The sequence below is a fragment of the Mycobacterium sp. 23 genome, assembly GCF_048287075.1.
Lineage (GTDB): Bacteria > Actinomycetota > Actinomycetes > Mycobacteriales > Mycobacteriaceae > Mycobacterium > Mycobacterium gordonae_B.
Map to the genome: position 1 here is coordinate 4246170 of NZ_JBLVUX010000005.1, position 25245 is coordinate 4271414.

At 68.7% G+C, this 25245-nt stretch carries 15 protein-coding genes; 11 read left to right on the top strand and 4 right to left on the bottom strand.

The window, feature by feature from the left end; genetic code table 11:
• Positions 1-150 precede the first annotated feature (150 nt).
• From glf to ACNQS7_RS20940, 11 genes are all read left to right on the top strand, one after another.
• A complete protein-coding gene (gene glf / locus ACNQS7_RS20890; RefSeq protein WP_418014060.1) occupies positions 151-1344 on the top strand; it encodes a UDP-galactopyranose mutase in 1194 nt (397 codons plus the stop codon).
• Positions 1341-3245, top strand: coding sequence for a glycosyltransferase (locus ACNQS7_RS20895; protein ID WP_418014061.1), 1905 nt, complete (start codon positions 1341-1343; stop codon positions 3243-3245). The genes glf and ACNQS7_RS20895 overlap by 4 nt, the downstream gene beginning before the upstream one ends.
• Positions 3238-3777, top strand: coding sequence for a phosphatase PAP2 family protein (locus ACNQS7_RS20900; RefSeq protein WP_418014062.1), 540 nt, complete (start codon positions 3238-3240; stop codon positions 3775-3777). Before ACNQS7_RS20895 ends, ACNQS7_RS20900 begins: the two co-directional genes overlap by 8 nt.
• Complete coding sequence (locus ACNQS7_RS20905; protein WP_418014063.1) at positions 3774-4724, top strand: decaprenyl-phosphate phosphoribosyltransferase; 951 nt, start codon at positions 3774-3776, stop codon at positions 4722-4724. Before ACNQS7_RS20900 ends, ACNQS7_RS20905 begins: the two co-directional genes overlap by 4 nt.
• Positions 4711-6690, top strand: a complete 1980-nt coding sequence (gene aftB / locus ACNQS7_RS20910) for a terminal beta-(1->2)-arabinofuranosyltransferase (RefSeq protein ID WP_418016076.1) — start codon at positions 4711-4713, stop codon at positions 6688-6690. The genes ACNQS7_RS20905 and aftB overlap by 14 nt, the downstream gene beginning before the upstream one ends.
• Positions 6691-7081: 391 nt before the next feature.
• Positions 7082-8125, top strand: a complete 1044-nt coding sequence (ag85A, locus tag ACNQS7_RS20915) for a diacylglycerol acyltransferase/mycolyltransferase Ag85A (RefSeq protein ID WP_418014064.1) — start codon at positions 7082-7084, stop codon at positions 8123-8125.
• A 168-nt stretch (positions 8126-8293) separates the two neighbouring features.
• Positions 8294-9199 carry an alpha/beta hydrolase-fold protein gene (locus ACNQS7_RS20920; protein ID WP_418014065.1) on the top strand — a complete coding sequence of 302 codons (906 nt, stop codon included), beginning with the start codon at positions 8294-8296 and terminating at the stop codon, positions 9197-9199.
• A 186-nt stretch (positions 9200-9385) separates the two neighbouring features.
• Positions 9386-10399, top strand: a complete 1014-nt coding sequence (locus ACNQS7_RS20925; RefSeq protein ID WP_418014066.1) for a cutinase family protein — start codon at positions 9386-9388, stop codon at positions 10397-10399.
• A 358-nt stretch (positions 10400-10757) separates the two neighbouring features.
• Entirely contained in the window at positions 10758-12647 is a 1890-nt protein-coding gene (gene fadD32 / locus ACNQS7_RS20930) for a long-chain-fatty-acid--AMP ligase FadD32 (protein ID WP_055579283.1), read from the top strand.
• A gap of 20 nt (positions 12648-12667) precedes the next feature.
• Positions 12668-17983: a polyketide synthase Pks13 gene (gene pks13 / locus ACNQS7_RS20935; RefSeq protein WP_418014067.1), complete on the top strand. Its 5316-nt coding sequence runs from the start codon at positions 12668-12670 to the stop codon at positions 17981-17983.
• Positions 17984-17995: 12 nt separating this feature from the next.
• Entirely contained in the window at positions 17996-19579 is a 1584-nt protein-coding gene (locus tag ACNQS7_RS20940; protein ID WP_310777269.1) for an acyl-CoA carboxylase subunit beta, read from the top strand.
• A 30-nt stretch (positions 19580-19609) separates the two neighbouring features.
• Here ACNQS7_RS20940 and ACNQS7_RS20945 read toward each other — a convergent pair whose 3' ends face one another.
• The 4 genes from ACNQS7_RS20945 to ACNQS7_RS20960 all read right to left on the bottom strand — a co-directional run bounded on the left by ACNQS7_RS20945 (position 19610) and on the right by ACNQS7_RS20960 (position 25138).
• Entirely contained in the window at positions 19610-20053 is a 444-nt protein-coding gene (locus ACNQS7_RS20945; RefSeq protein ID WP_418014068.1) for an FHA domain-containing protein, read from the bottom strand.
• A 207-nt stretch (positions 20054-20260) separates the two neighbouring features.
• On the bottom strand, positions 20261-22048 hold the full coding sequence (locus ACNQS7_RS20950) for an acyl-CoA dehydrogenase family protein (RefSeq protein ID WP_418014069.1): 1788 nt from the start codon (positions 22046-22048) through the stop codon (positions 20261-20263).
• 29 nt (positions 22049-22077) lie between these two features.
• Positions 22078-22578: a hypothetical protein gene (locus ACNQS7_RS20955; RefSeq protein WP_418014070.1), complete on the bottom strand. Its 501-nt coding sequence runs from the start codon at positions 22576-22578 to the stop codon at positions 22078-22080.
• A gap of 112 nt (positions 22579-22690) precedes the next feature.
• Complete coding sequence (locus ACNQS7_RS20960; RefSeq protein ID WP_418014071.1) at positions 22691-25138, bottom strand: PE family protein; 2448 nt, start codon at positions 25136-25138, stop codon at positions 22691-22693.
• Positions 25139-25245 lie beyond the last annotated feature (107 nt).

The following is a 25245-nucleotide window of genomic DNA, read 5'->3' on the forward strand; positions in this document are numbered from 1 at the left end:
TGGCGATATCGAATCGTGAGGGGAGTGGTTCGAAGGTGTGACGTTGACCCGGCGGCGCGCCGCTCTTCTGGCCGGCACCTGGGAAAACCCGGGCCGGGCCGACCCGCCAAGTCGGGTTTTGGCAGCAAGGTCGGATACCCTAGGCAACCGATGACCGCACGTTATGACCTATATGTCGTCGGCTCCGGATTTTTCGGCCTGACGATCGCCGAGCGCGTGGCCACCCAACTCGACAAGCGCGTTCTTGTTGTCGAGCGGCGCCCGCACCTCGGCGGAAACGCCTATTCCGAACCGGAACCGCAGACCGGGATCGAAGTCCACAGGTACGGCGCGCACCTGTTCCACACCTCCAATAAGAAGGTGTGGGACTACGTGCGGCAGTTCACCGACTTCACCGGCTACCAGCACCGCGTTTTCGCCATGCACAACGGCCAGGCCTACCAGTTCCCGATGGGCCTGGGCCTGGTGTCGCAGTTCTTCGGAAGGTATTTCAGCCCTGAAGAGGCACGCGCCCTCATCGCCGAGCAGGCGTCGGAGATCGACACCGCCGATGCGCAGAACCTGGAAGAGAAGGCCATCTCACTGATCGGCCGGCCGCTGTACGAGGCCTTCGTCAAGGGCTACACCGCCAAGCAGTGGCAGACCGACCCCAAAGAGTTGCCCGCGGCCAACATCACCCGCCTGCCGGTGCGCTACACCTTCGACAACCGCTACTTCAGCGACACCTACGAGGGCCTGCCGGTCGACGGCTACACCGCCTGGTTGCAGAACATGGCCGCCGACGACCGCATCGAGGTGCGACTGGACACCGACTGGTTCGACGTCCGCGACGAGCTGCGCGCGGCCAACCCCGACGCCCCGGTGATCTACACCGGACCGATGGACCGCTACTTCGACTACGCCGAGGGACGGCTGGGCTGGCGGACACTGGACTTCGAACTCGAAGTTCTTCCGATCGGGGATTTCCAGGGCACCCCGGTGATGAATTACAACGACCCCGACGTGCCCTACACCCGCATTCACGAGTTCCGCCACTTCCACACCGAGCGTGACTACCCGACCGACAAGACGGTGATCATGCGCGAGTACTCCCGGTTCGCCGAAGACGACGACGAGCCCTACTATCCGATCAATACCGAGGCCGACCGCGCCCTGTTGGCCGCCTACCGGAACAGGGCGAAGTCCGAGACCGCGACAGCCAAGGTGCTGTTCGGGGGGCGCTTGGGCACCTACCAGTATCTGGATATGCATATGGCCATTGCCAGCGCTTTGAGCATGTACGACAACGTCCTCGCGCCGCACCTGCGCGACGGCGCCCCCCTGGTGGCGGAGGCTGCTTCATGACCGCCGTCAGCCTGCTGTCGCGCATCATCCTGCCGCGTCCCGGCGAGCCCCTCGACGTGCGAAAGCTGTACCTCGAGGAGTCGACCACCAACGCCCGCCGGGCCCACGCCACCAGCCGCACCTCGCTGCAGATCGGCGGCGAGTCCGAGGTGTCGTTCGCGACCTACTTCAACGCGTTCCCGGCCAGCTACTGGCGGCGCTGGTCGACCTGCACGTCGGTGGTGCTGCGCGTCGAGCTGGCGGGCACCGGGCGCGTCGACCTGTACCGCACCAAGGCCACCGGTGCCCGGATCTTCATCGAGGGACGCGGCTTCAGCGGCTCCGATGACAACCCCGCCGTGCTCGAGATCGAGGTCAGCCTGCAGCCGTTCGAGGACGGCGGCTGGATCTGGTTCGACATCACCACCGACTCCAAGGTCACCCTGCTCAACGGCGGCTGGTACGCGCCCACCCCGGCACCGGGGACGGCCAACGTCGCCGTCGGCATCCCGACCTTCAACCGGCCCGCGGACTGCGTCAACGCGCTGCGCGAACTCACCGCCGACCCGTTGGTCGACCAGGTGATCGGCGCGGTGATCGTGCCGGATCAGGGTGCCCGCAAGGTGCGCGACCACCCGGACTTCGCGGCAGCGGCCGAGGGACTGGGCGCGCGGCTGTCCATCCATGACCAGCCCAACCTGGGTGGTTCCGGCGGTTACAGCCGGGTGATGTACGAGGCGCTGAAAAACACCGACTGCCAACAGATCCTGTTCATGGACGACGACATCCGCATCGAGCCGGACTCGATCCTGCGGGTGCTGGCGATGAGCCGGTTCGCCAGAACCCCGATGCTGGTCGGCGGGCAGATGCTCAATCTGCAGGAGCCGTCACACCTGCACATCATGGGCGAGGTGGTGGACCGGTCGAACTTCATGTGGACCGCCGCGCCGCACGCCGAGTACGACCACGACTTCGCCGAGTACCCGCTCTACGACAGCGAGGACAAGAGCAAGCTACTGCACCGCCGCATCGACGTCGACTACAACGGCTGGTGGACGTGCATGATCCCGCGCCAGGTCGCCGAGGAGTTGGGTCAGCCGCTGCCGCTGTTCATCAAATGGGACGACGCGGACTACGGCCTGCGGGCCGCCGAGCACGGCTATCCGACCGTCACGCTGCCCGGCGCCGCGATCTGGCATATGGCCTGGAGCGACAAGGACGACGCCATCGACTGGCAGGCCTATTTCCATCTGCGCAACCGGTTGGTGGTCGCCGCGATGCACTGGGACGGTGACGTTTCCGGCCTGGTCCGCAGCCACCTCAAGGCGACGCTGAAGCACCTTGCCTGCCTCGAGTATTCGACGGTCGAGATTCAGAACCGGGCGATCGACGACTTCCTGGCCGGCCCCGAGCACATCTTCTCCATCCTGGAATCGGCGCTGCCGGAAATCCGCCAGATGCGCACCGCCTACCCGGATGCGGTGGTGCTGCCGGCGGCCAGCGAGCTGCCCGCGCCACTGCACAAGAACAAGGTGATGAAGCCGCCGGTGAACCCGGTAGTGATCAGCTATCGACTGGCCCGGGGCATCCTGCACAACCTCAAGGCCGCCGACCCGGCGCACCACGAGCGCCCCGAGTTCAACGTGCCGACCCAGGACGCGCGCTGGTTCCGGTTGTGCACGGTCGACGGCGTCACCGTCACCACCGCCGACGGCTGCGGCGTGGTCTACCGGCAGCGTGACCGGGCCAAGATGTTCTCGCTGCTGCTGGCTTCGTTGCGCCGCCAGCGCCAGTTGGCGCGCCGCTTCGACGAGATGCGCCGGGTCTACCGCGAGGCGTTGCCCGTGCTGTCCAGCAAGCAGAAGTGGGAGATGGTGCTGCCCGTGAACGCCTCGGCCGACGCCACCGCCCGCCATGGATGAACCGGCCGAGCCGCCGCGCGGTGAAGTCGCAGCGATGGTGGCCGTCCAGTCGGTGCTGACGCAGCGCCCCGGAGTACTCCCGATCACCCGCGCGATGTCGCATTTCGGTGAGCACAGCATCGGCTGGCTGGCGATCGCGCTGCTCGGTGCCGTCCTCGACCCGCGCCGGCGCCGCGACTGGGTGGTGGCCGGCGTCGGCACCTTCGCCGCGCACGCCGCCGCCGTGGTGGTCAAGCGGGTGGTACGGCGCGAACGGCCGCATCACCCGGCCGTCATGGTCAACGTCGGCACCCCCAGCCAGCTCAGTTTCCCGTCGGCGCACGCGACGTCGACGACAGCCGCGGCGATCTTGCTGGGCCGGGTTACCGGCCTGCCGCTGCCGGTGCTGTTGGTACCGCCCATGGCGCTGTCGCGAATACTGCTGGGTGTGCACTATCCCAGCGACGTCGCCGCCGGCGCGGCTCTCGGTGCCGGGGTTGCCGCCGCAGCCGTCCGGGTGGACAGCGCGGCCCGACGAAGGTTGGTTCGATGAGCGACGATCTGATGGAAGTCAGCGGGGCCCCGAAAAACCTGGTGACCGGGGTGATCAAGGCGATCCGCCCGCGGCAGTGGGTCAAGAACGTACTGGTGCTGGCGGCACCGCTGGCCGCGGCGGGCAGCGGCGACCACACCCGCCGGCGCGACGCCGCCGGACACGTCGTGCCGTACGACTGGGGCGCCATGGGCGTCAAGGTCGCGATCGCCTTCGTGGTGTTCAGCCTGGCCGCCTCGGCCATCTACCTGATCAACGACGTGCGCGACGTCGAGGCCGACCGGGAGCACCCCACCAAGCGGTTCCGGCCCATCGCCGCCGGCGTGGTGCCCCCGTGGCTGGCCTACACGCTGGCCGTGGTGCTGGGCGCCGCGTCGCTGGGACTGTCCTGGTGGCTGACGCCTAACCTGGCCGTGGTCATGGCGGTCTACCTGGTGATGCAACTGGGGTACTGCTACGGCCTCAAACACCAAGCGGTGATCGACATCTGCATCGTGTCCTCGGCGTACCTGATCCGTGCCATCGCGGGCGGCGCGGCGACCGGCATCCCGCTGTCCCAGTGGTTCCTGCTGACCGCGGCGTTCGGGTCGCTGTTCATGGTGGCCGGCAAGCGATACGCCGAGCTGCAACTGTCCGAACGCACCGGCGCCCAGATCCGCAAGTCGCTGGAGAGCTACACCAGCACTTATCTGCGGTTCGTCTGGACGCTGTCGGCGACCGCGGTGGTGATGTCCTACGGCTTGTGGGCATTCGAGCGCGACCGCTACTCGGGTTCCTGGTTCGCGGTCTCGATGATCCCGTTCACCATCGCGATCCTGCGTTACGCCGTGGACGTCGACGGAGGGCTCGCCGGGGAGCCCGAGGACATAGCGCTGCGCGACCGCGTGTTGCAGCTTCTGGCCCTGGCGTGGATCGCAACAGTTGGTGCTGCTGTTGCTTTCGGCTAGCGAAAGATTCAAGGCCCTCCAGGCGGCCGCCCTGGCCCGGCGTCCGTCCGTCCGCCGGGTCAAGTGGCCGGTGTTCCCCTACACCACCACGGTGCGCGTCAGCCTGTGGGTGAGTGTCGCGCTGGTCGCGCTGTTGTTCGGCTGGGGTGCCTGGCAGCGCCGCTGGATCGCCGACGACGGGCTGATCGTGCTGCGCACCGTGCGAAACCTGTTGGCCGGCAACGGGCCGGTGTTCAACGCGGGTGAGCGGGTGGAGGCCAACACCTCGACCGTCTGGACCTACCTGCTCTACGTCTGCAGCTGGGTGGGCGGGCCGGTCCGGCTGGAGTACGTGGCGCTGGCGGTGGCGCTGACGCTCTCGGTGCTGGGCATCGTGCTGTTGATGCTGGGGACGGGGCGGCTGTACGCGCCCAGTCTGCGTGGCCGGCGCGCGATCGTGCTGCCGGCCGGCGCGCTCGTCTACATCGCCGTGCCCCCGGCGCGTGACTTCGCGACATCCGGCCTGGAGAGTGGGCTGGTGATGGCCTACGTCGGCCTGCTGTGGTGGATGATGGTTTGCTGGGCGCAGCCGCTGCGAGTGCGTCCGCAAAGCGCGTGGTTCATCGGTGCGCTGGCGTTCGTCGCCGGCTGCAGCGTGCTGGTACGCCCCGAGCTGGCGCTGATCGGCGGCGCCGCGCTGATCATGATGATGATCGCGGCCCGCACCTGGGCACGCCGCGGGCTGATCGTGCTGGCCGGTGGGCTGCTGCCGGTCGCCTATCAGATCTTCCGGATGGGTTATTACGGGCTGCTGGTGCCGGGCACCGCCCTGGCCAAGGACGCGGCCGGGGACAAGTGGTCGCAGGGGTTGATCTACCTCGCCAACTTCAACGCGCCGTATTCCATCTGGATACCGGTCGTGCTGCTGGTGCCGCTGGGCATCGTGTTGCTGGTGGCCCGGCGCCGGCCCTCGTTCATGCGCCCGACGCTGGCACCGGGCTACGGGCGGGTGGCCCGTGCGGTGCAGAGTCCCGCCGCGGTGGTGACGTGGATGGTGGTCAGTGGACTACTACAGGCCCTCTACTGGATCCGTCAGGGCGGCGACTTCATGCACGGACGGGTTTTGCTGACTCCGCTGTTCTGTTTGCTGGCACCGGTGGCCGTCATCCCGGTGGTGATTCCCGACGGCAAGGATTACTCCAGGGAGGCCGGCTTCTGGCTGGCCGGCGGCGTGAGCGCGCTCTGGCTGGCGGTGGCCGGGTGGTCGCTGTGGGCGGCGAACTCACCCGGCATGGGTGACGACGCCACGCACGTCAGCTACTCCGGCATCGTCGACGAGCGGCGCTTCTACGCGCAGGCGACCGGCCGCGCGCACCCGCTGACCGCCGCGGACTATCTGGACTACCCGCGGATGGCGGCGGTGCTGGTGGCGCTCAACAACACCCCCGATGGTGCGCTGCTGCTGCCTTCGGGCAACTACACGCAATGGGACCTGGTGCCGATGATCCCGCCGGGCAGCGCGCCCGGCATCCCTGCCGACCAGAAACCGCAGCACACGGTGTTTTTCACGAACCTGGGGATGCTGGGCATGAACGTCGGCCTCGACGTCAGGGTGATCGACCAGATCGGATTGGCGAACCCGCTGGCGGCGCACACCGAGCGGCTCAAGCACGGCCGCATCGGCCACGACAAGAACCTGTTCCCGGACTGGGTGGTGGCCGACGGGCCGTGGGTGAAGTGGCCGCCGGGCATTCCTGCCTACCTCGACCAGCAGTGGGTCGCCGAGGCCGAGGCCGCGCTGAAGTGCCCCGCGACACAGGCCGTGCTCAATTCGGTGCGCGCCCCGATGACCGTGCGCCGGTTCGTGTCCAATTTCCTGCACGCCTATGAGTTCACGCAGTACCGCATCGACCGGGTGCCGCTCTATGAACTGGTCAAGTGCGGGCTCGAGGTGCCCAAGGTGCCGCCGACGCCGCCACGCGAGTGAACGGTGCTCTCTGAGGCGAAACCGGCATCCACGCGACGCCGCCGCTCAGAATTTTTCTAAGAATCCTTAATCGGCGCGTCGGCGCGGCCGACCCGGCGCCCGGCGAAGACGTACAGCAACATCACATGTGAGCCGTTACCAGCGTGCACCCGGCGATTGGCACATGCGAAAACACGATTTTCGGGCGCCGATCGCGGCTCCGGTAAGACCGCGAATCGCCGTCGGATACCGCCGTGCGGGGCGTCCCGGAGGAGAGCGGGAGCCTCAAGGTGTGGTTGACTACGGGTGCACTGCAGCGCCGCGTGCGTGCAGTCTGACCCAATTCGGGACGCTCCCCAGGCACAGCGATGCGTAAGGGTGTGCCCACAAGGATGAGGATGAGGAAGCAAGGATGAAGCTTGTTGACAGGTTTCGTGGCGCCGTGACGGGTATGCCGCGCCGCCTGATGGTGGGTGCCGTTGGTGCGGCGCTGCTGTCTGGGCTGGTGGGCTTCGTCGGTGGCTCCGCGACCGCGAGTGCGTTCTCGCGTCCGGGGCTGCCGGTGGAATACCTGCAGGTGCCCTCGGCGGCGATGGGACGCAGCATCAAGATCCAGTTCCAGAGCGGTGGAGCCAACTCGCCGGCGCTGTACCTGCTCGACGGCATGCGCGCCCAGGACGACTACAACGGTTGGGACATCAACACCCCGGCATTCGAGTGGTACAACCAGTCGGGCATTTCCGTGGTCATGCCGGTCGGCGGCCAGTCCAGCTTCTACAGCGACTGGTACAACCCGGCCTGCGGTAAGGCCGGCTGCACCACCTACAAGTGGGAGACCTTCCTGACCAGCGAGCTGCCCGCCTACCTGGCCAGCAGCAAGCAGGTGAAGCCGACCGGCAGCGCCGCGGTGGGTCTGTCAATGGCCGGTTCGTCGGCCCTGATCCTGGCGGCCTACCACCCCGACCAGTTCATCTACGCCGGCTCGCTGTCGGCGCTGCTGGACCCGTCGCAGGCCATGGGCCCGTCGCTGATCGGCCTGGCCATGGGTGACGCCGGTGGCTACAAGGCGTCCGACATGTGGGGCCCCAAGGAGGACCCGGCGTGGCAGCGCAACGACCCGTCGCTGCAGGTCGGCAAGCTGGTCGCCAACAACACCCGCCTGTGGATCTACTGCGGCGACGGTAAGCCGTCGGACCTCGGTGGCAACAACCTGCCCGCCAAGTTCCTGGAGGGCTTCGTGCGGACCAGCAACCTGAAGTTCCAGGAGGCCTACAACGGCGCTGGTGGCCACAACGCGGTGTTCAACTTCGACGCCAACGGCACGCACGACTGGCCGTACTGGGGCGCGCAGCTCAACGCCATGAAGGGTGACCTGCAGAGCACGCTGGGTGCGACCCCCGGCGCTGGTCCCGCCACCGCGGCCGCGGTCGGTGTGAACCAGGGCGCCGGCAACTAGTCGCGACTGCGATAAACAACCGTCTGAGGGCGGCGACCCATCCGGGTCGCCGCCCTCAGCGTTAGCTCCCCTTTGTCCGCCTCCCCCTTATCCTGCTGAGCCGGGTGTGGTTAGCTACCTTGCGGGCTAGGTTCTGTCGTGCGCAGCGTCACACCATGGAGGGTGGACATGAGGGGTCTGTCGTTAGTGCTACGCCTGGTGTGCGTTGCCGTGCTGTCGGTGGCGTTCGGGGGCGTGACGGCGTCGCTGGGTTCGGCGAGCACGGCCCGGGCGGCCGGTTTCGAGACGCTGATGGTGCCGTCGGGCGCGATGGGCCGCGACATCCCGGTGGCCTTCATGGCGGGCGGCCCGCACGCGGTCTACCTGCTCGACGCGGCCGACGCCAATCCGGACGTCAGCAACTGGGTGACCGCGGGCAACGCGATGAACACCCTTGCCGGCAAGGGCGTTTCGGTGGCCGCACCGGCGGGTGGGGCGTTCAGCATGTACACCAACTGGGAGCAGGACGGCAGCAAGCAGTGGGACACCTTCCTGTCCAGTGAGCTGCCCGACTGGCTGGCCGCCAACAAGGGCCTGGCGCCCGGCGGGCACGGCGTGGTCGGTGCGTCGCAGGGCGGCTACGCCGCGCTGGCGCTGGCCGCCTTCCACCCGGACCGCTTCGGGTTCGCCGGTTCGATGTCTGGCTTCCTGTACCCGTCGAACACCTTCACCAACGGCGCGATCCTGGCCGGTCTGCAGCAGTTCGGCGGCGTGGACGGTAACGGCATGTGGGGAGCCCCGCAGCTGGGCCGCTGGAAGTGGCACGACCCGTTTGTGCACGCCGCGCTGCTGGCCCAGAACAACACCCGCGTCTGGGTCTGGGCCCCCACCAACCCGGGTGCCAGCAACCCCGCCGCCATGCTCGGCGCCGGCGGCGAGGCGATGGGCAACAGCAAGGCCTTCTACCAGCAGTACCGCGACGTGGGCGGGCACAACGGCCACTTCGACTTCCCGGGCGGCGGCGACAACGGCTGGGGCTCGTGGGCCGGGGTGCTGGGCGCCATGTCGGGCGACATCTCCGGCGCCATTCGCTAGCGCGGCGGCTAGTGCGGGCGCTGCGGTCCGGCGCCATTGGCTGAGCCGAGCCCGTCCGGCGGGCCGGTACCGTATAGGGAGCGCAGCAGCGGGTGGCATGTCCGCCGCGTGCTGAGCGGGTGTGTTAGGTCGCGACGTCGCGTTACCTGATGAGCACGTCCTAACGGACTCTGTTAGCGGGAGAAGATGGCCAAGAACAGCGCGCGTCGCAAACGCCACCGACGGCTTGCCTGGGCGGCGGCCGGGTCGATGGCCCTGGTGGTGGCCCTCGTCATCATCGGCGGGGTGATGCTGTTGCGTCACCAGGACGTCCCGCCCAGCGCGGTGCCCCCTGGCGTGCTGCCCCCCGGGCCGACGACCTCGCACCCCAAGAAGCCGCGGCCGGCCTCTCAGGACGCCTCGTGCCCCGACGTGCAGCTGATCTCGGTGCCGGGCACCTGGGAGTCCTGGCCGACCGACGATCCGCTGAACCCGACCCAGTTCCCGAAGGCACTGCTGCTCAACGTGACCGGACCGATCGGCCAGCAGTTCGGCGGCGGCCGGGTGCAGACGTACACCGTCCCGTACACGGCCCAGTTCCGTAACCCGCTGAGCGCGGACGGCCAGATGAGCTACAACGACAGTCGCGCCGAAGGCACCCGGGCGACGGTCAAGGCGATGACCGACATGAACAACCGCTGTCCGCTGACCAGTTATGTGATCGTCGGGTTCTCCCAGGGCGCGGTGATCGGCGGCGACGTGGCCAGTGACATCGGCAACGGCCTGGGTCCAGTCGACGAAGACCTGGTTCTGGGTGTGACGTTGATCGCCGACGGCCGGCGCCAGGAGAGCGTGGGCAACAACATCCCGCCGACTCCACCGGGCGTGGGCGCCGAGATCACCCTGCACGAGGTGCCGGTGCTGTCCGGGCTCGGCCTGACGATGACCGGCGCCCGTCCGGGCGGCTTCGGCGACCTCGACAGCCGGACCAACGAGATCTGCGCCGAGGGCGATCTGATCTGTGCCGCCCCCAAAGAGGCGTTCAGTCCCGCCAACCTTCCGACCACGTTGAACACGCTGGCCGGAGGTGCCGGGCAGCCCATCCATGCGATGTACGCCACCACCGACTTCTGGAATTCCAACGGCCTGTCCGCTACCCAATGGACGCTGAATTGGGCCCAGGGCGTGCTGGACAAGGCGCCGCACCCCAAGCACAGCTGAAGGGGCTCGGGCCGATTCGATAGCTCGGCTATCAGACACGGCCTCGGTGTGAGGGTGGTGGCCACGATCAGGCGTACCTTGTGATTTGGTCTGCCGCCCCCGGCCCCTTAACATTAAGAGAAAATTAAGAGCATGTGGTTGACCCGGGTGGGTCAAAGTTGGCTGCGACAGGCGCCGGTGCGAAGCGGGCGCGGGTCGCAGCTGGGCCGCGCGCAGATTTCAGCCGGCTTGGCCGGCGACCGGAGGACTACCGTCGGCGCAAGCCGGCACTTTAGAGAGACCGTCGGCGCAGGCCGGCACTTTAGAGAGACCGTCGGCGCAAGCCGGCACCTAGAGAGTTTGTGACAGGAGAGGCGTCATGGCGTACCACAACCCGTTCATCGTGAACGGCAAGATCAGGTTTCCGTCCAACACCAACCTGGTTCGGCACGTCGAGAAGTGGGCGAAGGTGCGCGGCGACAAGCTGGCGTACCGCTTCCTGGACTACTCCACCGAGCGCGACGGTATCGAACGCGACATCCTGTGGTCGGAGTTCAGCGCCCGTAACCGCGCCGTCGGCGCCCGCCTGCAGCAGGTCACCCAGCCGGGTGACCGCATCGCCATCCTCTGCCCGCAGAACCTGGACTACATGGTGTCCTTCTTCGGCGCCCTGTACTCCGGCCGGATCGCCGTCCCGCTGTTCGACCCCTCCGAGCCGGGTCACGTCGGCCGCCTGCATGCGGTGCTCGACGACTGCACCCCCTCGACGATCCTGACCACCACCGAATCCGCAGAGGGAGTCCGCAAGTTCATCCGCGCGCGTTCGGCCAAGGAACGCCCCCGGGTCATCGCCGTGGACGCCGTGCCCACCGAGGTCGCCTCCACCTGGCAGGAGCCGGATGCCGACGAGACCACCACCGCGTACCTGCAGTACACCTCCGGTTCCACCCGCACCCCGACGGGCGTGCAGATCACGCACCTGAACCTGCCCACCAACGTGGTGCAGGTGCTGAACGCGCTGGAGGGACAGGAAGGCGACCGCGGGGTCAGCTGGCTGCCGTTCTTCCACGACATGGGCCTCATCACGGTGCTGCTCACCTCGGTGCTCGGCCAGAGCTTCACCTTTATGACGCCGGCCGCATTCGTGCGCCGCCCCGGCCGCTGGATCCGCGAGCTGGCGCGTAAGCCCGGGGAAACCGGCGGAACGTTTTCCGCCGCGCCGAACTTCGCCTTCGAGCACGCCGCGGTGCGCGGTCTGCCCCGCGACGACGAGCCGCCCCTGGACCTGAGCAACGTCAAGGGCATCCTCAACGGCAGCGAGCCGGTGTCGCCGTCGTCGCTGCGCAAGTTCTTCAAGGCCTTCGAGCCCTACGGCCTGAAGCCCGAGGCGGTCAAACCGTCCTACGGCCTGGCGGAGGCGACGCTGTTCGTCTCGACCACCCCGATGGACGAGTCGCCCACCGTCATCCACGTCGACCGCGACGAACTGAACAAGCAGCACTTCGTCGAGGTGTCCGCCGACTCACCGAAAGCTGTCGCGCAGGTCAGCGCGGGCAAGATCGGTGTCGACGAGTGGGCCGTCATCGTGGACCCCGAGACGGCCAGCGAGTTGCCGGACGGGCAGATCGGCGAGATCTGGCTGCACGGCAACAACCTGGGCATCGGCTACTGGGGCAAGGAAGAAGAGACCGCCAACATCTTCAAGAACATCCTGAAGTCCCGGGTCAGCGAGTCGCACGCCGAGGGTGCTCCCGACGACGGCCTCTGGGTGCGCACCGGTGACTACGGCACCTACCACAACGGGCACCTCTACATTGCGGGCCGGATCAAGGACCTCGTCATCATCGACGGCCGCAATCACTACCCGCAGGACCTCGAGTTCACGGCGCAGGAATCCACCAAGGCGTTGCGGGTGGGCTATGTCGCCGCGTTCTCGGTACCGGCCAACGAGTTGCCGCAGAAGGTCTACGACGACCCGCACGCCGGGCTGAAGTTCGACGCCGAAGACACCTCCGAGCAGCTGGTGATCGTCGGCGAGCGTGCCGCGGGCACTCACAAGCTCGAGTACCAGCCGATCGCCGACGACATCCGCGCGGCCATCGCCGTCGGGCATGGGGTGACCGTGCGCGATGTGCTGCTGGTCCAGGCCGGCTCGATTCCCCGTACCTCCAGTGGCAAGATCGGCCGCCGCGCCTGCCGCACGGCCTACCTGGACGGCAGTTTGCGCAGTGGCGTCAACTCCGCGACAACCTTCGCCACTTCTGAATGATCGACTGAACAAGGTAGCTGATGTCTGACGTAAGCCAGGAGAACTCACCCTCGCAGAACGCCGCAATGACGGTCCCCGAGATGCGCAAATGGCTGCGCGAGTGGGTCGGCAAGGCCGTCGGGAAGTCGCCGGACTCCATCGACGAATCGGTACCGATGGTGGAGCTCGGTCTGGCCTCGCGCGACGCCGTCGCGATGGCCGCCGACATCGAGGACCTGACCGGCGTCACGCTGTCGGTGGCGGTGGCATTCCAGCACCCGACCATCGAGTCGCTGGCGACCCGGATCATCGAGGGCGAGCCGGAAGCGGCTGAGGACGACTCGGATGGTATCGACTGGACGCGCACCGGCCCCGCCGAGCGTGTCGACATCGCGATCGTCGGCCTGTCGACCCGCCTGCCGGGCGACATGAACACCCCGGACGAGACGTGGGCGGCGCTGATGGAAGGCCGCGACGCCATCACCGACCTGCCCGAAGGGCGCTGGTCGGAATTCCTGGAAGAGCCGCGACTGGCCGAGCGCGTCGCCAAGGCCCGCACCCGCGGCGGCTACCTCAAGGACATCAAGGGCTTCGACTCCGAGTTCTTCGCGGTGGCCAAGACCGAGGCCGACAACATCGACCCGCAGCAGCGGATGGCGCTGGAGCTGACCTGGGAGGCGCTCGAGAACGCCCGCATCCCGGCGTCCAGCCTGCGCGGCGAGGCCGTCGGCGTCTACGTCGGTGTCACCAATAACGACTACGGCTTCCTGGCCATCTCCGACCCGACCGTCGCGCACCCGTACGCGATCACCGGTAACTCGGGTGCCATCATCCCCAACCGGGTGTCGTACTTCTTCGACTTCCGCGGTCCGTCGGTCATGGTCGACACCGCCTGCTCGAGTTCGCTGGTGGCGATCCACCAGGGCGTGCAGGCGCTGCGCAACGGCGAGGCCGACGTCGTGGTGGCCGGCGGCGTCAACGCGCTGGTCACCCCCGCGGTGACGCTCGGGTTCGACGAGATCGGCGCCGTGCTGGCGCCGGACGGCCGGATCAAGTCTTTCTCCGCCGACGCCGACGGCTACACCCGCTCCGAAGGCGCCGGCATGCTAGTGCTCAAGCGGGTCGACGACGCCCGCCGCGACGGCGACCAGATCCTGGCCGTCATTGCCGGCAGCGCGGTCAACCACGACGGCCGCTCCAACGGCCTGATCGCCCCCAACCAGGACGCGCAGGCCGAGGTGTTGCGCCGCGCCTACAAGGACGCCGGGATCGACCCACGCAACGTCGACTACATCGAGGCGCACGGCACCGGCACCATCCTCGGTGACCCGATCGAGGCGGAGGCGCTGGGCCGTGTCGTCGGCAAGGGGCGTCCCGCCGACCGGCCCGCGTTGCTCGGTGCGATCAAAACCAACATCGGGCACCTGGAGTCGGCCGCCGGCGTGGCAAGCATGGCCAAGGTGGTGCTGGCGCTGCAGCACGACAAGTTGCCGCCGTCCATCAATTTCGCCGGGCCCAGCCCCTACATCGACTTCGACGCGATGCGGCTGAAGGTGGTCGACCAAGCCACCGACTGGCCCCGCTACGGCGGCTACGCGCTGGCCGGGGTGTCGAGCTTCGGCTTCGGCGGCGCCAACGCGCACCTGGTGGTGCGTGAGGTCTTGCCGCGTGACGTGATCGAGCGGGAGCCCGAGGAGCTGGCGGCCGCGCCGCAGGCGGCCGTGGTATCCGCCGGGGGCGAACTGACCGAAGGGGTCGGGCACTCGCTGCGCTTCGACGAGTACGGCGAGATCATCGACGACGACGCCCCCGCCCCCGCCGCCGAGGACGAGTACGAGCTGCCCGGCGTCACCGACGAGGCGCTGGCGCTCAAGGAAGCGGCGCTGGAAGAGCTTGCCGCGCAAGAACTTCCGGCACCCACGATCCCGCTGGTGATCTCGGCGTTCCTGACCTCGCGCAAGAAGGCCGCCGCCGCCGAGCTGGCGGACTGGATGGAAAGCCCCGAAGGACAGGCGTCGTCGCTGGAGTCGATCGGCCGCTCGCTGTCGCGCCGCAACCACGGCCGCTCCCGTGCGGTGGTGCTGGCTCACGACCACGAAGAGGCCATCAAGGGCCTGCGCGCGATTGCCGAGGGCAAGCAGCGGCCGAACGTGTTCAGCACCGACGGCCCGGTGACCAACGGCCCGGTCTGGGTGCTCGCCGGTTTCGGCGCGCAGCACCGCAAGATGGGTAAGAGCCTCTATCTGCGCAATCCGGTGTTCGCCGAGTGGATCGAGAAGGTCGACGCGCTGGTTCAGGACGAATTGGGCTACTCGGTGCTCGAGCTGATCCTGGACGATTCGCAGGACTACGGCATCGAGACCACCCAGGTCACCATCTTCGCGATCCAGATCGCCCTCGGCGAGCTGCTCAAGCACCATGGCGCCAAGCCCGGCGCGGTGGTCGGACAGTCGCTGGGTGAGGCGGCGTCGGCGTACTTCGCCGGCGGTCTGTCGCTGCGCGACGCGACCCGGACCATCTGCTCGCGCTCGCACCTGATGGGTGAGGGCGAGGCGATGCTGTTCGGCGAGTACATCCGGTTGATGGCGCTGGTGGAGTACTCCGCCGACGAGATCAAGACGGTGTTCTCGGACTTCCCGGATCTCGAAGTGTGCGTCTACGCCGCACCCACCCAGACCGTCATCGGCGGCCCGCCCGAGCAGGTGGACGCGATCATCGCCCGCGCGGAATCCGAGGGCAAGTTCGCCCGCAAGTTCCAGACCAAGGGCGCCAGCCACACCCAGCAGATGGACCCGCTGCTGGGCGAACTGGCCGCCGAGTTGCAGGGCATCAAGGCGATGAGCCCGACCTGCGGCATCTACTCGACCGTGCACGAGGGCCGCTACATCAAGCCCGGTAGCGAGCCGATCCACGACGTCGACTACTGGAAGAAGGGGCTGCGGCACAGCGTCTACTTCACCCACGGCATCCGCAACGCCGTCGACAGCGGGCACACCACCTTCCTGGAGCTGGCGCCCAACCCGGTGGCGCTGATGCAGGTCGGTCTCACCACCGCGTCGGCCGGTCTGCATGACGCCCAGCTGATCCCGACGCTGGCCCGCAAGCAGGACGAGGTCGAGTCGATGATCTCGACCATGGCGCAGCTGTACGTGCACGGCCACGACCTGGACGTGCGCACGCTGTTCGCCCGCGCCCAAGGGCCCGAAGACTACGCGAACATCCCGCCGACCCGGTTCAAGCGCAAAGAGCACTGGCTCGACGCGCATTTCGCCGGGGACGGCTCGATACTGATGCCGGGCGCGCACGTCGCCCTGCCCGACGGTCGCCACGTGTGGGAGTACTCCCCGCGGGAAAAGACGCCGGATCTCGTCGCGCTGGTCAAAGCAGCCGCTGCGGCGGTGCTGCCGGACGCTGTACTGACGGCCTCCGAGCAGCGCGCGGTGCCGGGCGAGGGCGCCCGGTTGGTGACGACGCTGACGCGTCATCCGGGCGGTGCTTCGGTGCAGGTGCACGCCCGCATCGAGGAGTCCTTCACGCTGGTCTACGACGCGCTGGTCGCTCGCGGTGGCTCCGAGGCGGTACTGCCGGTGGCTGTGGGCGCCGGCACCGCGATCGCGGCTTCCGAGTCCACGTCGGTGGCGGTCGTCGAAGAGGACGACGCCGAGACGCTGACCGACAGCCTGACCAACCGGTACCTGCCGTCGGACGTCGGCCGGTGGTCTGCCGATTCCGGCGAGACGATAGCGGAGCGGCTGGGCACCATCGTGGCGGCGGCCATGGGATACGAGCCCGAGGACCTGCCCTGGGAGGTGCCGCTGATCGAGCTCGGCCTGGACTCGCTGATGGCGGTGCGGATCAAGAACCGCGTGGAGTACGACTTCGACCTGCCGCCGATCCAGCTGACGGCGGTGCGCGACGCGAACCTGTACGCCGTGGAGAAGCTGATCGAGTACGCGATCGAGCACCGCGACGAGGTCGAGCAGCTGCACGAGTACCAGAAGACGCAGACCGCCGAGGAGATCGCGCGGGCGCAGGCCGAGTTGCTCAGCGGCGCGTCGCCGGCCAGCCTGGTGGCGCCGGCGCCCGACCCGCAGGCGGAGCCCCAGACTCAGGCCGAGCCCGTGTCCGAGGCACCCCCGCCGTCGGACGTGCCGATCCCCCCGCCGCCGACCAATCCCACCGGACCCGGCACCAACGGCGCCGCCGGCAACGGGGAGAAGCCCACGGCAGGTGCACTCAGTCAGGAGGCGGTCGCCAAGGCGCTCAACTCCGACGTCCCGCCGCGGGACGCTGCCGAGCGCGTCGTCTTCGCAACCTGGGCGATCGTCACCGGCAAATCCGCGGGGGGCATCTTCAACCCGTTGCCCAAGCTCGACGACGAGAAGGCCGCCAAGATGGCCGAGCGGCTCTCCGAGCGCGCTGAAGGGCCGATCACGGTTGAGGACGTGCAGAGCTCGGAGAACATCGAGGCGCTGGCCGAGAAGGTGCGGAACTACCTGGAGGCCGGCGTGATCGACGGCTTCGTGCGCACCCTGCGGGCGCGCCAGGAGGGCAGCTCGCGGACGCCGGTCTTCGTGTTCCACCCCGCCGGCGGCTCCACGGTGGTGTACGAGCCGTTGTTGAACCGGTTGCCGGCGGACACGCCAATGTACGGCTTCGAACGTGTCGAGGGGTCGATCGAAGAACGTGCCGCGCAGTACGTTCCGAAACTGGTCGAATTGCAGGGCGACGGACCGTACATCCTGGCCGGGTGGTCGCTGGGCGGGGTGTTGGCCTACGCCTGCGCGATCGGGCTCAAGCGCCTCGGCAAGGACGTGCGCTGGGTCGGCCTGATCGACGCGGTGCGTGCCGGCGAGGAGATCCCGCAGACCAAGGAAGAGGTCCGCAAGCGCTGGGACCGCTACGCCAAGTTCGCCGAGAAGACGTTCAACGTCACCATCCCGGCGATCCCCTACGAGCAGCTCGAGGAACTCGACGACGACGGCCAGGTGCGATTCGTGCTGGACGCCGTCAGCCAGAGCGGCGTGCAGATCCCGGCCGGGATCATCGAGCACCAGCGCACGTCGTACCTGGACAACCGGGCGATCGACACCGCCGAGATCCAGCCGTTCGATGGCCACGTCACCCTCTACATGGCCGATCGATACCATGACGACGCGATCATGTTCGAGCCGCGGTACGGCATCCGCAAACCGGATGGCGGCTGGGGTGAGTACGTCGCCGACCTCGAGGTCGTGCCGATCGGTGGTGAGCACATCCAGGCCATCGACGAGCCGATCATCGCCAAGGTGGGCGAACACATGAGCCGCGCGCTGGACGACATCGAACAGCAGACGCTCGACGCCGGAAAACGTTAGGTGGGGAAGTAAGTGACTGAAGTGGCTCCGGAGCCGGCTCCGATCGTCGTGCATTCGACCGCCGAGAAGCTGGCCGAGCTACGAGCTCGCCTGGAGCTGGCCAAGGAGCCGGGCGGCGAGAAGGCGGCCGCCAAGCGCGACAAGAAGGGCATCCCCAGCGCTCGGGCCCGCGTGCACGCACTGGTCGACCCCGGCACCTTCTTCGAGATCGGGGCGCTGTGCAAGACCCCGGGTGACCCCAACGCGCTGTACGGCGACGGGGTGGTCACTGGTCACGCGCTGATCGACGGCCGTCCGGTCGGGGTGTTCTCGCACGACCAGACCGTCTTCCAGGGCACCGTCGGCGAGATGTTCGGCCGCAAGGTCGCCCGCCTGATGGAATGGTGCGCCATGGTCGGCTGCCCGATCGTGGGCATCCAGGACTCCGGCGGGGCCCGCATCCAGGACGCGGTCACCTCGCTGGCGTGGTACGCGGAGCTGGGCCAGCGGCACGAGGCGCTGTCCGGCGTGGTGCCGCAGATCTCCCTGATTTTCGGCAAATGTGCCGGGGGAGCGGTCTATTCGCCGATCCAGGACGACTTGCTGGTCTCGGTGCGCGACCAGGGCTACTTCTTCGTCACCGGTCCCGACGTGATCCGCGAGGTCACCGGCGAGGACGTCACCCTCGACGAACTCGGCGGCTCCGACGCGCAGGCCCGCTACGGCAACATCCACCAGGTGGTGAACTCCGAGGCCGAGGCCTTCCAGTACGTGCGGGACTTCTTGTCGTTCCTGCCGTCGAACTGCTTCACCAAGCCGCCGGTCATCAACCCCGGGCTGGAACCCGAGGTCACCCCGACCGACCTGGAGCTGGACACGATCATCCCGGACTCCGACAACGCGGCCTACGACATGCACGAGATCCTGCTGCGCATCTTCGACGACGGGGACTTCCTGGAAGTCGCCGCGCAGCACGGGCCGGCCATCATCACCGGGTACGCCCGGGTCGACGGGCGTCCGGTGGGCGTGATCGCCAACCAGCCCATGCACCTTTCCGGGGCCATCGACAACGAGGCCTCCGACAAGGCGGCCCGGTTCATCCGGTTCTGCGACTCCTTCCAGATCCCGCTGGTGTTCGTGGTGGACACCCCCGGCTTCCTGCCGGGCGCCGAGGAGGAGAAGCGGGGCATCATCAAGCGCGGTGGCCGGTTCCTGTACTCCGTGGTCGAGGCCGACGTGCCGAAGGTGACCATCACGATCCGCAAGTCCTACGGCGGCGCGTACGCGGTGATGGGGTCGCGGCAGCTGACCGCCGACTTCAACTTCGCCTGGCCCACCGCGCGCATCGCGGTGATTGGCGCCGAGGGTGCGGCGCAGTTGCTGGTGAAGCGCTTCCCGGACCCCACCGCGCCCGAAGTGCAGCAGATCAAAAAGGACTTTATCGAGGGCTACAACCTCAACATGGCGATTCCGTGGATCGCCGCGGAGCGCGGGTTCATCGACGCGGTGATCGACCCACACCAGACCCGGTTGCTGCTGCGCAGGTCGATGCACCTGCTGCGGGACAAGCAGAACTGGTCGCGGCTGGCGCGTAAGCACGGCCTGATTCCGGTCTAGGTGGGCGGGGCTTGCGGGAGGCGCCCGCCGCTAGCTGCTCCTGATGAACACCAGCCGGTACTTTCCGATCTGGATCTCGTCGCCGTTGCTGAGCACCGCTGACTCCACCGGTTGGCCGTTGACGTAGCTGCTGTTGAAGCTGCCGCAGTCCACGATGCGGAATTCGCCTTTCTCGCTGCGGAATTCGGCGTGTCTGCGGCTGACGGTGATGTCGTCGAGATAGATGTCGCTGAGCTGATGCCGACCGGCCGACATGACGGGGCGGTCCAACCGGATCTGCGATCCGGTGTTGGGACCCCGTGTCACGACGAGCATGCCGTAGCCCGGCGGCAGCGACTCGACATCCTCGGCTGAGAGCACATCGGCGACGGACGCCGACGCGCCTCCGAGGTCGGCGCGCCACGACGTGGTGATATCCCCCGGAGCCTGGGGCGTGTTGTCCCCTGCGGCCTGAACGGTTAGCTGTCTGTTCATCGCCGTACCTCCGACACCGTTGGCGAATTCCGATTCATCGGACCATTGGAACCGTGCGGCGCAATAGGGACCGAAGTCCCACGTTGGCGGGGATTTCGGCAATCGATGCCGCCTCGCGGCGGGCCTGAGCGGGACCACCGCCGACTGTGCATCCCGCGGCGCGACACGCCGGTGGAGCGTCGGGCAGTTCACGGTCGGGGCCGTAGTTCAGCCAGCCTGCTCGCGAAGGTGGAGGGCCCCCTCGGCCAGTTCGTCGAAGCGGTCCAGCGCCTCGTCCCCCTCGATGTCGATGCCACGCAGCGGCCCCCGATCGGCGAGGTAGCGCTGGGCATACAGCCGCGCCACCAGTGCCTTGCGCTCACCGCCAACCGTCTCGCGTTCCCAGGCCGCCTGCTCGGTCAGCAGCGCGCCGGCGTACACATCACCCATGAACTGGGCGAGCGGAAACAGTCGCGCCTCGGCCACCGCCCCGTCCAGCTTCTCCCACGCGGTGACGGCCGCTTCCAGGTCGTCGATCCGGTCGGCCACCAGCCCCGTCGTCGGGTCGTCGTCGGAGACCGACACCGCGTCGCGCAACCGAGTCAACAACGCCTCGTGAGCCCGGCTCTGCAGGATGCCGCGGCGCACGTCCAGACACAGGATGTTGTCCGGTCCCTCCCAGATGGTATTGACCTGACCGTCCCGCAAAAGCCTTGCCACCGGCCATGTTTCGATGTACCCATTGCCGCCGTGGATCTCGATCGCGTCCGATGCCGCGGTGATGCCGAGTCGGGCCACCTTGAGCTTGGTGACCGGCACCGCGATGCGTTGCCGGGTGCCGCGCGGCTGCCGGTGGTTCACCGCTCCGGTGCCATCGAACACCAGTGCCTGAGCGGCTTCGACGTCGACGATCAGCTCGGCCAGCTTGCGGCGCATCAGCGGCTTGTCGAGCAGCGTGCCACCGAAGGCGCGCCGCTGCCGCGCGTAGCAGAGCGACTCGACCAGGGCGCGCCGCGCGTTGGCCAGCCCGAACAGCGCGATGCCGAGTCGCGCCGCGTTGGTCAGCTCCATCATCCGGCCCAGCCCCTTGCCGTCCGACGGTCCTGAGTCTCCCGAGGGCTCACCGGAGAGCAGGAACGCTTCCGCGTCGACGAACTCGACCTCGCCCGAGGCGACCGAGCGGGTGCCGAGCTTGTCCTTGAGGCGCCGCACCCGCACCCCGTTGCGGGAGCCGTCCCGACGGGTGCGCAGGACCAGGAAGTTGGCGACGCCGCGGGTGGAGTCGGGTGCGCCTTCCGGCTTGGCCAGCACAACGAATGCCTCGCCCGCGCAATTCGACGCGAACCACTTGAACCCGTTCAGCAACCAGGCGTCACCACAGCGTCGTGCCGTCGTCTCCAACGCGCCCAGATCCGAACCACCCGTGCGTTCGGTCAGCAATTGCGCTGTCTCGCCGGCCCATTCGCCGGAGTCGAACTTGGCCAGCACATGATCGCGCACGTCGGCCGGCGCATACGCGGCCACCAGCGACTGCACCATGCCGCCGCCGGTGCCCAGCGCGCAGCCCATTCCGATGTCGGCCTGATTGAGCAGATAGTTGGACGCGAACATCGCCAGCGACGAACGGAAACCCGCGCTTCGACACGCATCGCGCAGTCCCCCTTGGGCGTCGAGCACCGCGCGCTTGGCCGCCGTGAACGACGGTGGCATCACCACCCGGCTGACGTCGTGGCCCCACCGGTCGTAGCGTTCCAGCCGCGGCGGGTTGCGGTCGGTCTCCTCGGCCCAGCGCGCGACCGGTCCGCCCATCAGATCGCCGATCCCGCTCAAATGGGGCTCCACCGTCGTCAGCTGATCGGGCGTGAGGTAGTACGCCATGGTGAATTGCAGCGTGGGATCGGTGCGGTACCAATTGAGGCCGACGGCACCGGCGTAGTCCTCGGTCCGGTAACGGTGCGCTTTTTCCGGCGTCGAGAATGGCAGCCGATCCACGGCCTCCGGCTCGTAATCGGTCATGCCGCGACGGTATTACACGTTCGCCCGATTTAGACGGGAGCCACGAACTCCGAGGTGTAGTACTCGCCTGGGGCCTGGTTATGCGGGTTCGGGGTGGTGACCATGACCCAGACTCCGGTGGTGCCCTGCTGCAGCGGGGCGTTGATGGTCACGTTCGCCTGACCCATCGGGTCGGTGTCGACGCCGGTGAAAGTCGTGCCCGGGTCACCGGGGCCGCAGGTCGCCGACGTCGGCCGCGGCACCTGGATGAGGCCGACGTCGTAGTGCATTCCGGGCTGGTTGGAGATCACCAGGTTGACGTCCGCGCTAACCGTCGAACCCGACGGGCGGAAGATGACGACGCCGCGCCCCAGCGCCACACGCGGCGCCTGGACCGCGGTCTTGACGGCGCTGCCGTCGCAGTTCCGCAGTGTCGAACTGATCGGCACCGGGCCGGTTGCGACGGCCATGCCCGTACCCAGCGTCAGTGTCGCAGCGCTCAGCACGGTCAATGTCGAAACAGCAGTCTTGAACCCGGTGAGTATTCGCATTTGCCCGTCCATTCCACTCTGAATGCCGTTGCCGGAATGGATATTGACGGTCGTTTGCGCAGCTAAACCTGCATTACCGTCAATTTGCTGAGCGTGGTCGCGGTGCGGGCGATCAGCCGGGCACCGGGATGCCCCCGGGGCCCGGATCGCCCCCGGTTCCCCCGGTTCCTCCTGCCGTGGTTCTGCCGCCCCTGCCCGTCCCGCCGGGGCCCCCATTGCTGCCCGGCCCTCCTGCGCCCCCGCCTCCTGCGCCGCCGTTGCCTCCGGTTCCTCCGGTGGCGAAGTCGCCTCGGGCGGTTGGTCCGCCGAGGCCGCCGTCGCCGCCGTCGCCGCCAACGCCACCGGGGCCGTTGGTCCCGGTGCCCCCGCTGCCGCCGTCACCACCGCTGCCGCCACTGGCACCGTTGCCGAAGTTGTAGCCTCCGTCGCCCCCGATGCCACCGTCGCCGCCGGCGCCGCCGACCAGCGCGGTGCCGCCCGCTCCGCCGTGCCCGCCGGCGCCGCCGCTGCCGACAGCGTTGGCGCCTCCGTGTCCGCCGTCTCCGCCCACGCCGGCGAGAGCGCCGCCGTCGCCGCCGTTGCCGCCGTTGCCGCCGGCGGCACCGGGGCCGGCGGCGCTGCGACCGCCGTCCCCGCCCTGCCCGCCGGCGCCCGCGGTGCCGCTGGCGATTCTGGCCAAGTCGCCACCGGCGCCGCCGTCTCCGCCGCGGCCACCGCCACTGCTTCCGTCGCCACCGACACCGCCGATGCCGCCGGCGCCGGCCGTGCCGCCCTGCAGGCCGCCGAAACCGCCGTCGCCACCGGTGCCGCCGGCGCCGCCGTTGCCGCTGAGCCTGCCGCTGCCGTTGCCGGTGAGGCTGCCGGCCCCACCCGACCCGCCGGCACCGCCATCGCCGCCGTCGCCGGTGAACGCACCGGCGGTTCCGCCGGCACCGCCGTTGCCGCCGCGGGCGCCGAAGTATCCGTCGGAGTTGCCACCCGCTCCGCCGTCACCGCCGGCGCCACCGTTGCCGGCGATAGTGCCCGCCGCGCCGCCGGCGCCACCCTGTCCGCCGATGCCACTGACGATGTCGGGGGGGAAGGTGCCGCTGCTGGTGCCACTGTTGCCGCCGATTCCGCCGTTACCGCCCGCGCCGCCATTGCCGATGGTGCCGCCGGCAGCTCCGCCGTCACCTCCCGCCCCGCCGGCGCCTCCGGCCCGAACCGTGGCGTTGCCGGCTGCGCCATTGCCCCCGTTGCCGCCCGCGCCGCCGTTTCCGGCCGATCCGCCGTTGCCACCCCGGCCTCCCGCCGCACCGGCCTGGCCGGCCACCGCACCGTTGGCGCCTGTCCCGCCATGGCCGCCGTCGCCCCCGATCGCCGGACTTTGGCCGCCCACCCCGTCGCTTCCTGCCGTCGATCCGGAGCCGCCGATGCCACCGGCGCCTCCGACTCCGGGATTGCCCCCGATGCCGCCCGCGCCGCCCACCCCGTTGTTCACCGACCAGCTCCCTGCGGCGCCCGTACCGCCGTCACCGGGCGTCCCGCCGTTCCCGCCGTTCCCGCCTGTTCCGCCGACGCCTTGAGCACCTGCGGACCCGAACAAGCCGCTGGTACCGCCGGCCCCTCCGCTACCACCTGCGCCGCCGATCCCGCCGTTGCCGCCGTTTCCTCCACTCGCGCCTGCGTAGAGCGGATTCGTCGATGCGGCACCCTCGAGACCGGCGCCACCCGCTCCGCCGGTGCCGCCGGCTCCGCCGGTGCCACCCGCCCCGCCGTCGCCGGCCAGGAGACCGCCGGCACCACCACTGCCGCCGCTACCGCCGCCACCGCCGTTGAAGCCGTTACCGCTCGGGGTACCGCCCGCACCGACGGCACCGGCACCACCCGCTCCGCCGGTGCCTCCGGTGCCGATCAACCCGGCGTGCCCCCCATTGCCGCCGATCCCGCCGGTGGTGCCGGAGGCAGACGCCACACCGCCGGCCCCTCCGGCTCCGCCCGAGCCGTACAGCCAGCCGCCGGCTCCGCCGGCCCCGCCGGCCGCCCCTGACCCGCCGGCGCCACCGACGCCGCCGGCGCCGAACAGCCCGCCGTCCCCGCCCCGGCCACCGGGCTGGTTGATTCCGCCGGAGCCGCCGGCGCCGCCGTTGCCCCACAGAATTCCGCCGGCGCCGCCGGCCTGGCCCGTGCCGGCGGCCCCGTCGGCTCCGTTGCCGATCAGCGGGCGTCCCAGAATCGCGTTGGTGGGGGCATTCACAACACCCAAAAGGTCGGCTTCGATTCCCTGCAATAGACCGTTATTGGCCGCCTCTGCGACGCCGTAATTGGCTCCGGCAGTCAGCAATGACCTTATGAACTGGTCATGAAAAAGTGCGGCCTGTCTGCTGAGCGCCTGATACGACCGGCCCTGGCTTGAAAATACGGCCGCGATCGCGGCCGAGACTTCGTCACCAGCCGCCGCGACCACTTCGCTGGTGGTGGCCGCCGCGGCCCGATTGGCCGATCCGAGCGCGGACCCGATTGCCGCGACCCGGTCCGCAGCGGTGGTCAGTTCCTGCGGTGCAGCAAAGACAAATGACACGAAAGATCCCTTCAATTCAGCAGGAACCCTTGGGCAACAGGCTATCTCGGGTACGAATAGGCACCCGAAAGCCAGATAGGCCGCGCTGCGCAGGATTTCGTCGTCGA

What these genes read in the sequence shown, in the direction of transcription:
- ACNQS7_RS20900 (WP_418014062.1), top strand. Translation starts at nt 3,238, where the DNA reads ATGGATGAACCGGCCGAGCCGCCGCGCGGTGAAGTCGCAGCGATGGTG.
- ACNQS7_RS20925 (WP_418014066.1), top strand. Translation starts at nt 9,386, where the DNA reads ATGGCCAAGAACAGCGCGCGTCGCAAACGCCACCGACGGCTTGCCTGG.
- ACNQS7_RS20920 (WP_418014065.1), top strand. Translation starts at nt 8,294, where the DNA reads ATGAGGGGTCTGTCGTTAGTGCTACGCCTGGTGTGCGTTGCCGTGCTG.
- ACNQS7_RS20955 (WP_418014070.1), bottom strand. Translation starts at nt 22,578, where the DNA reads ATGCGAATACTCACCGGGTTCAAGACTGCTGTTTCGACATTGACCGTG.
- ag85A (WP_418014064.1), top strand. Translation starts at nt 7,082, where the DNA reads ATGAAGCTTGTTGACAGGTTTCGTGGCGCCGTGACGGGTATGCCGCGC.
- ACNQS7_RS20895 (WP_418014061.1), top strand. Translation starts at nt 1,341, where the DNA reads ATGACCGCCGTCAGCCTGCTGTCGCGCATCATCCTGCCGCGTCCCGGC.
- glf (WP_418014060.1), top strand. Translation starts at nt 151, where the DNA reads ATGACCGCACGTTATGACCTATATGTCGTCGGCTCCGGATTTTTCGGC.
- fadD32 (WP_055579283.1), top strand. Translation starts at nt 10,758, where the DNA reads ATGGCGTACCACAACCCGTTCATCGTGAACGGCAAGATCAGGTTTCCG.
- ACNQS7_RS20945 (WP_418014068.1), bottom strand. Translation starts at nt 20,053, where the DNA reads ATGAACAGACAGCTAACCGTTCAGGCCGCAGGGGACAACACGCCCCAG.
- pks13 (WP_418014067.1), top strand. Translation starts at nt 12,668, where the DNA reads ATGTCTGACGTAAGCCAGGAGAACTCACCCTCGCAGAACGCCGCAATG.
- ACNQS7_RS20905 (WP_418014063.1), top strand. Translation starts at nt 3,774, where the DNA reads ATGAGCGACGATCTGATGGAAGTCAGCGGGGCCCCGAAAAACCTGGTG.
- ACNQS7_RS20950 (WP_418014069.1), bottom strand. Translation starts at nt 22,048, where the DNA reads ATGACCGATTACGAGCCGGAGGCCGTGGATCGGCTGCCATTCTCGACG.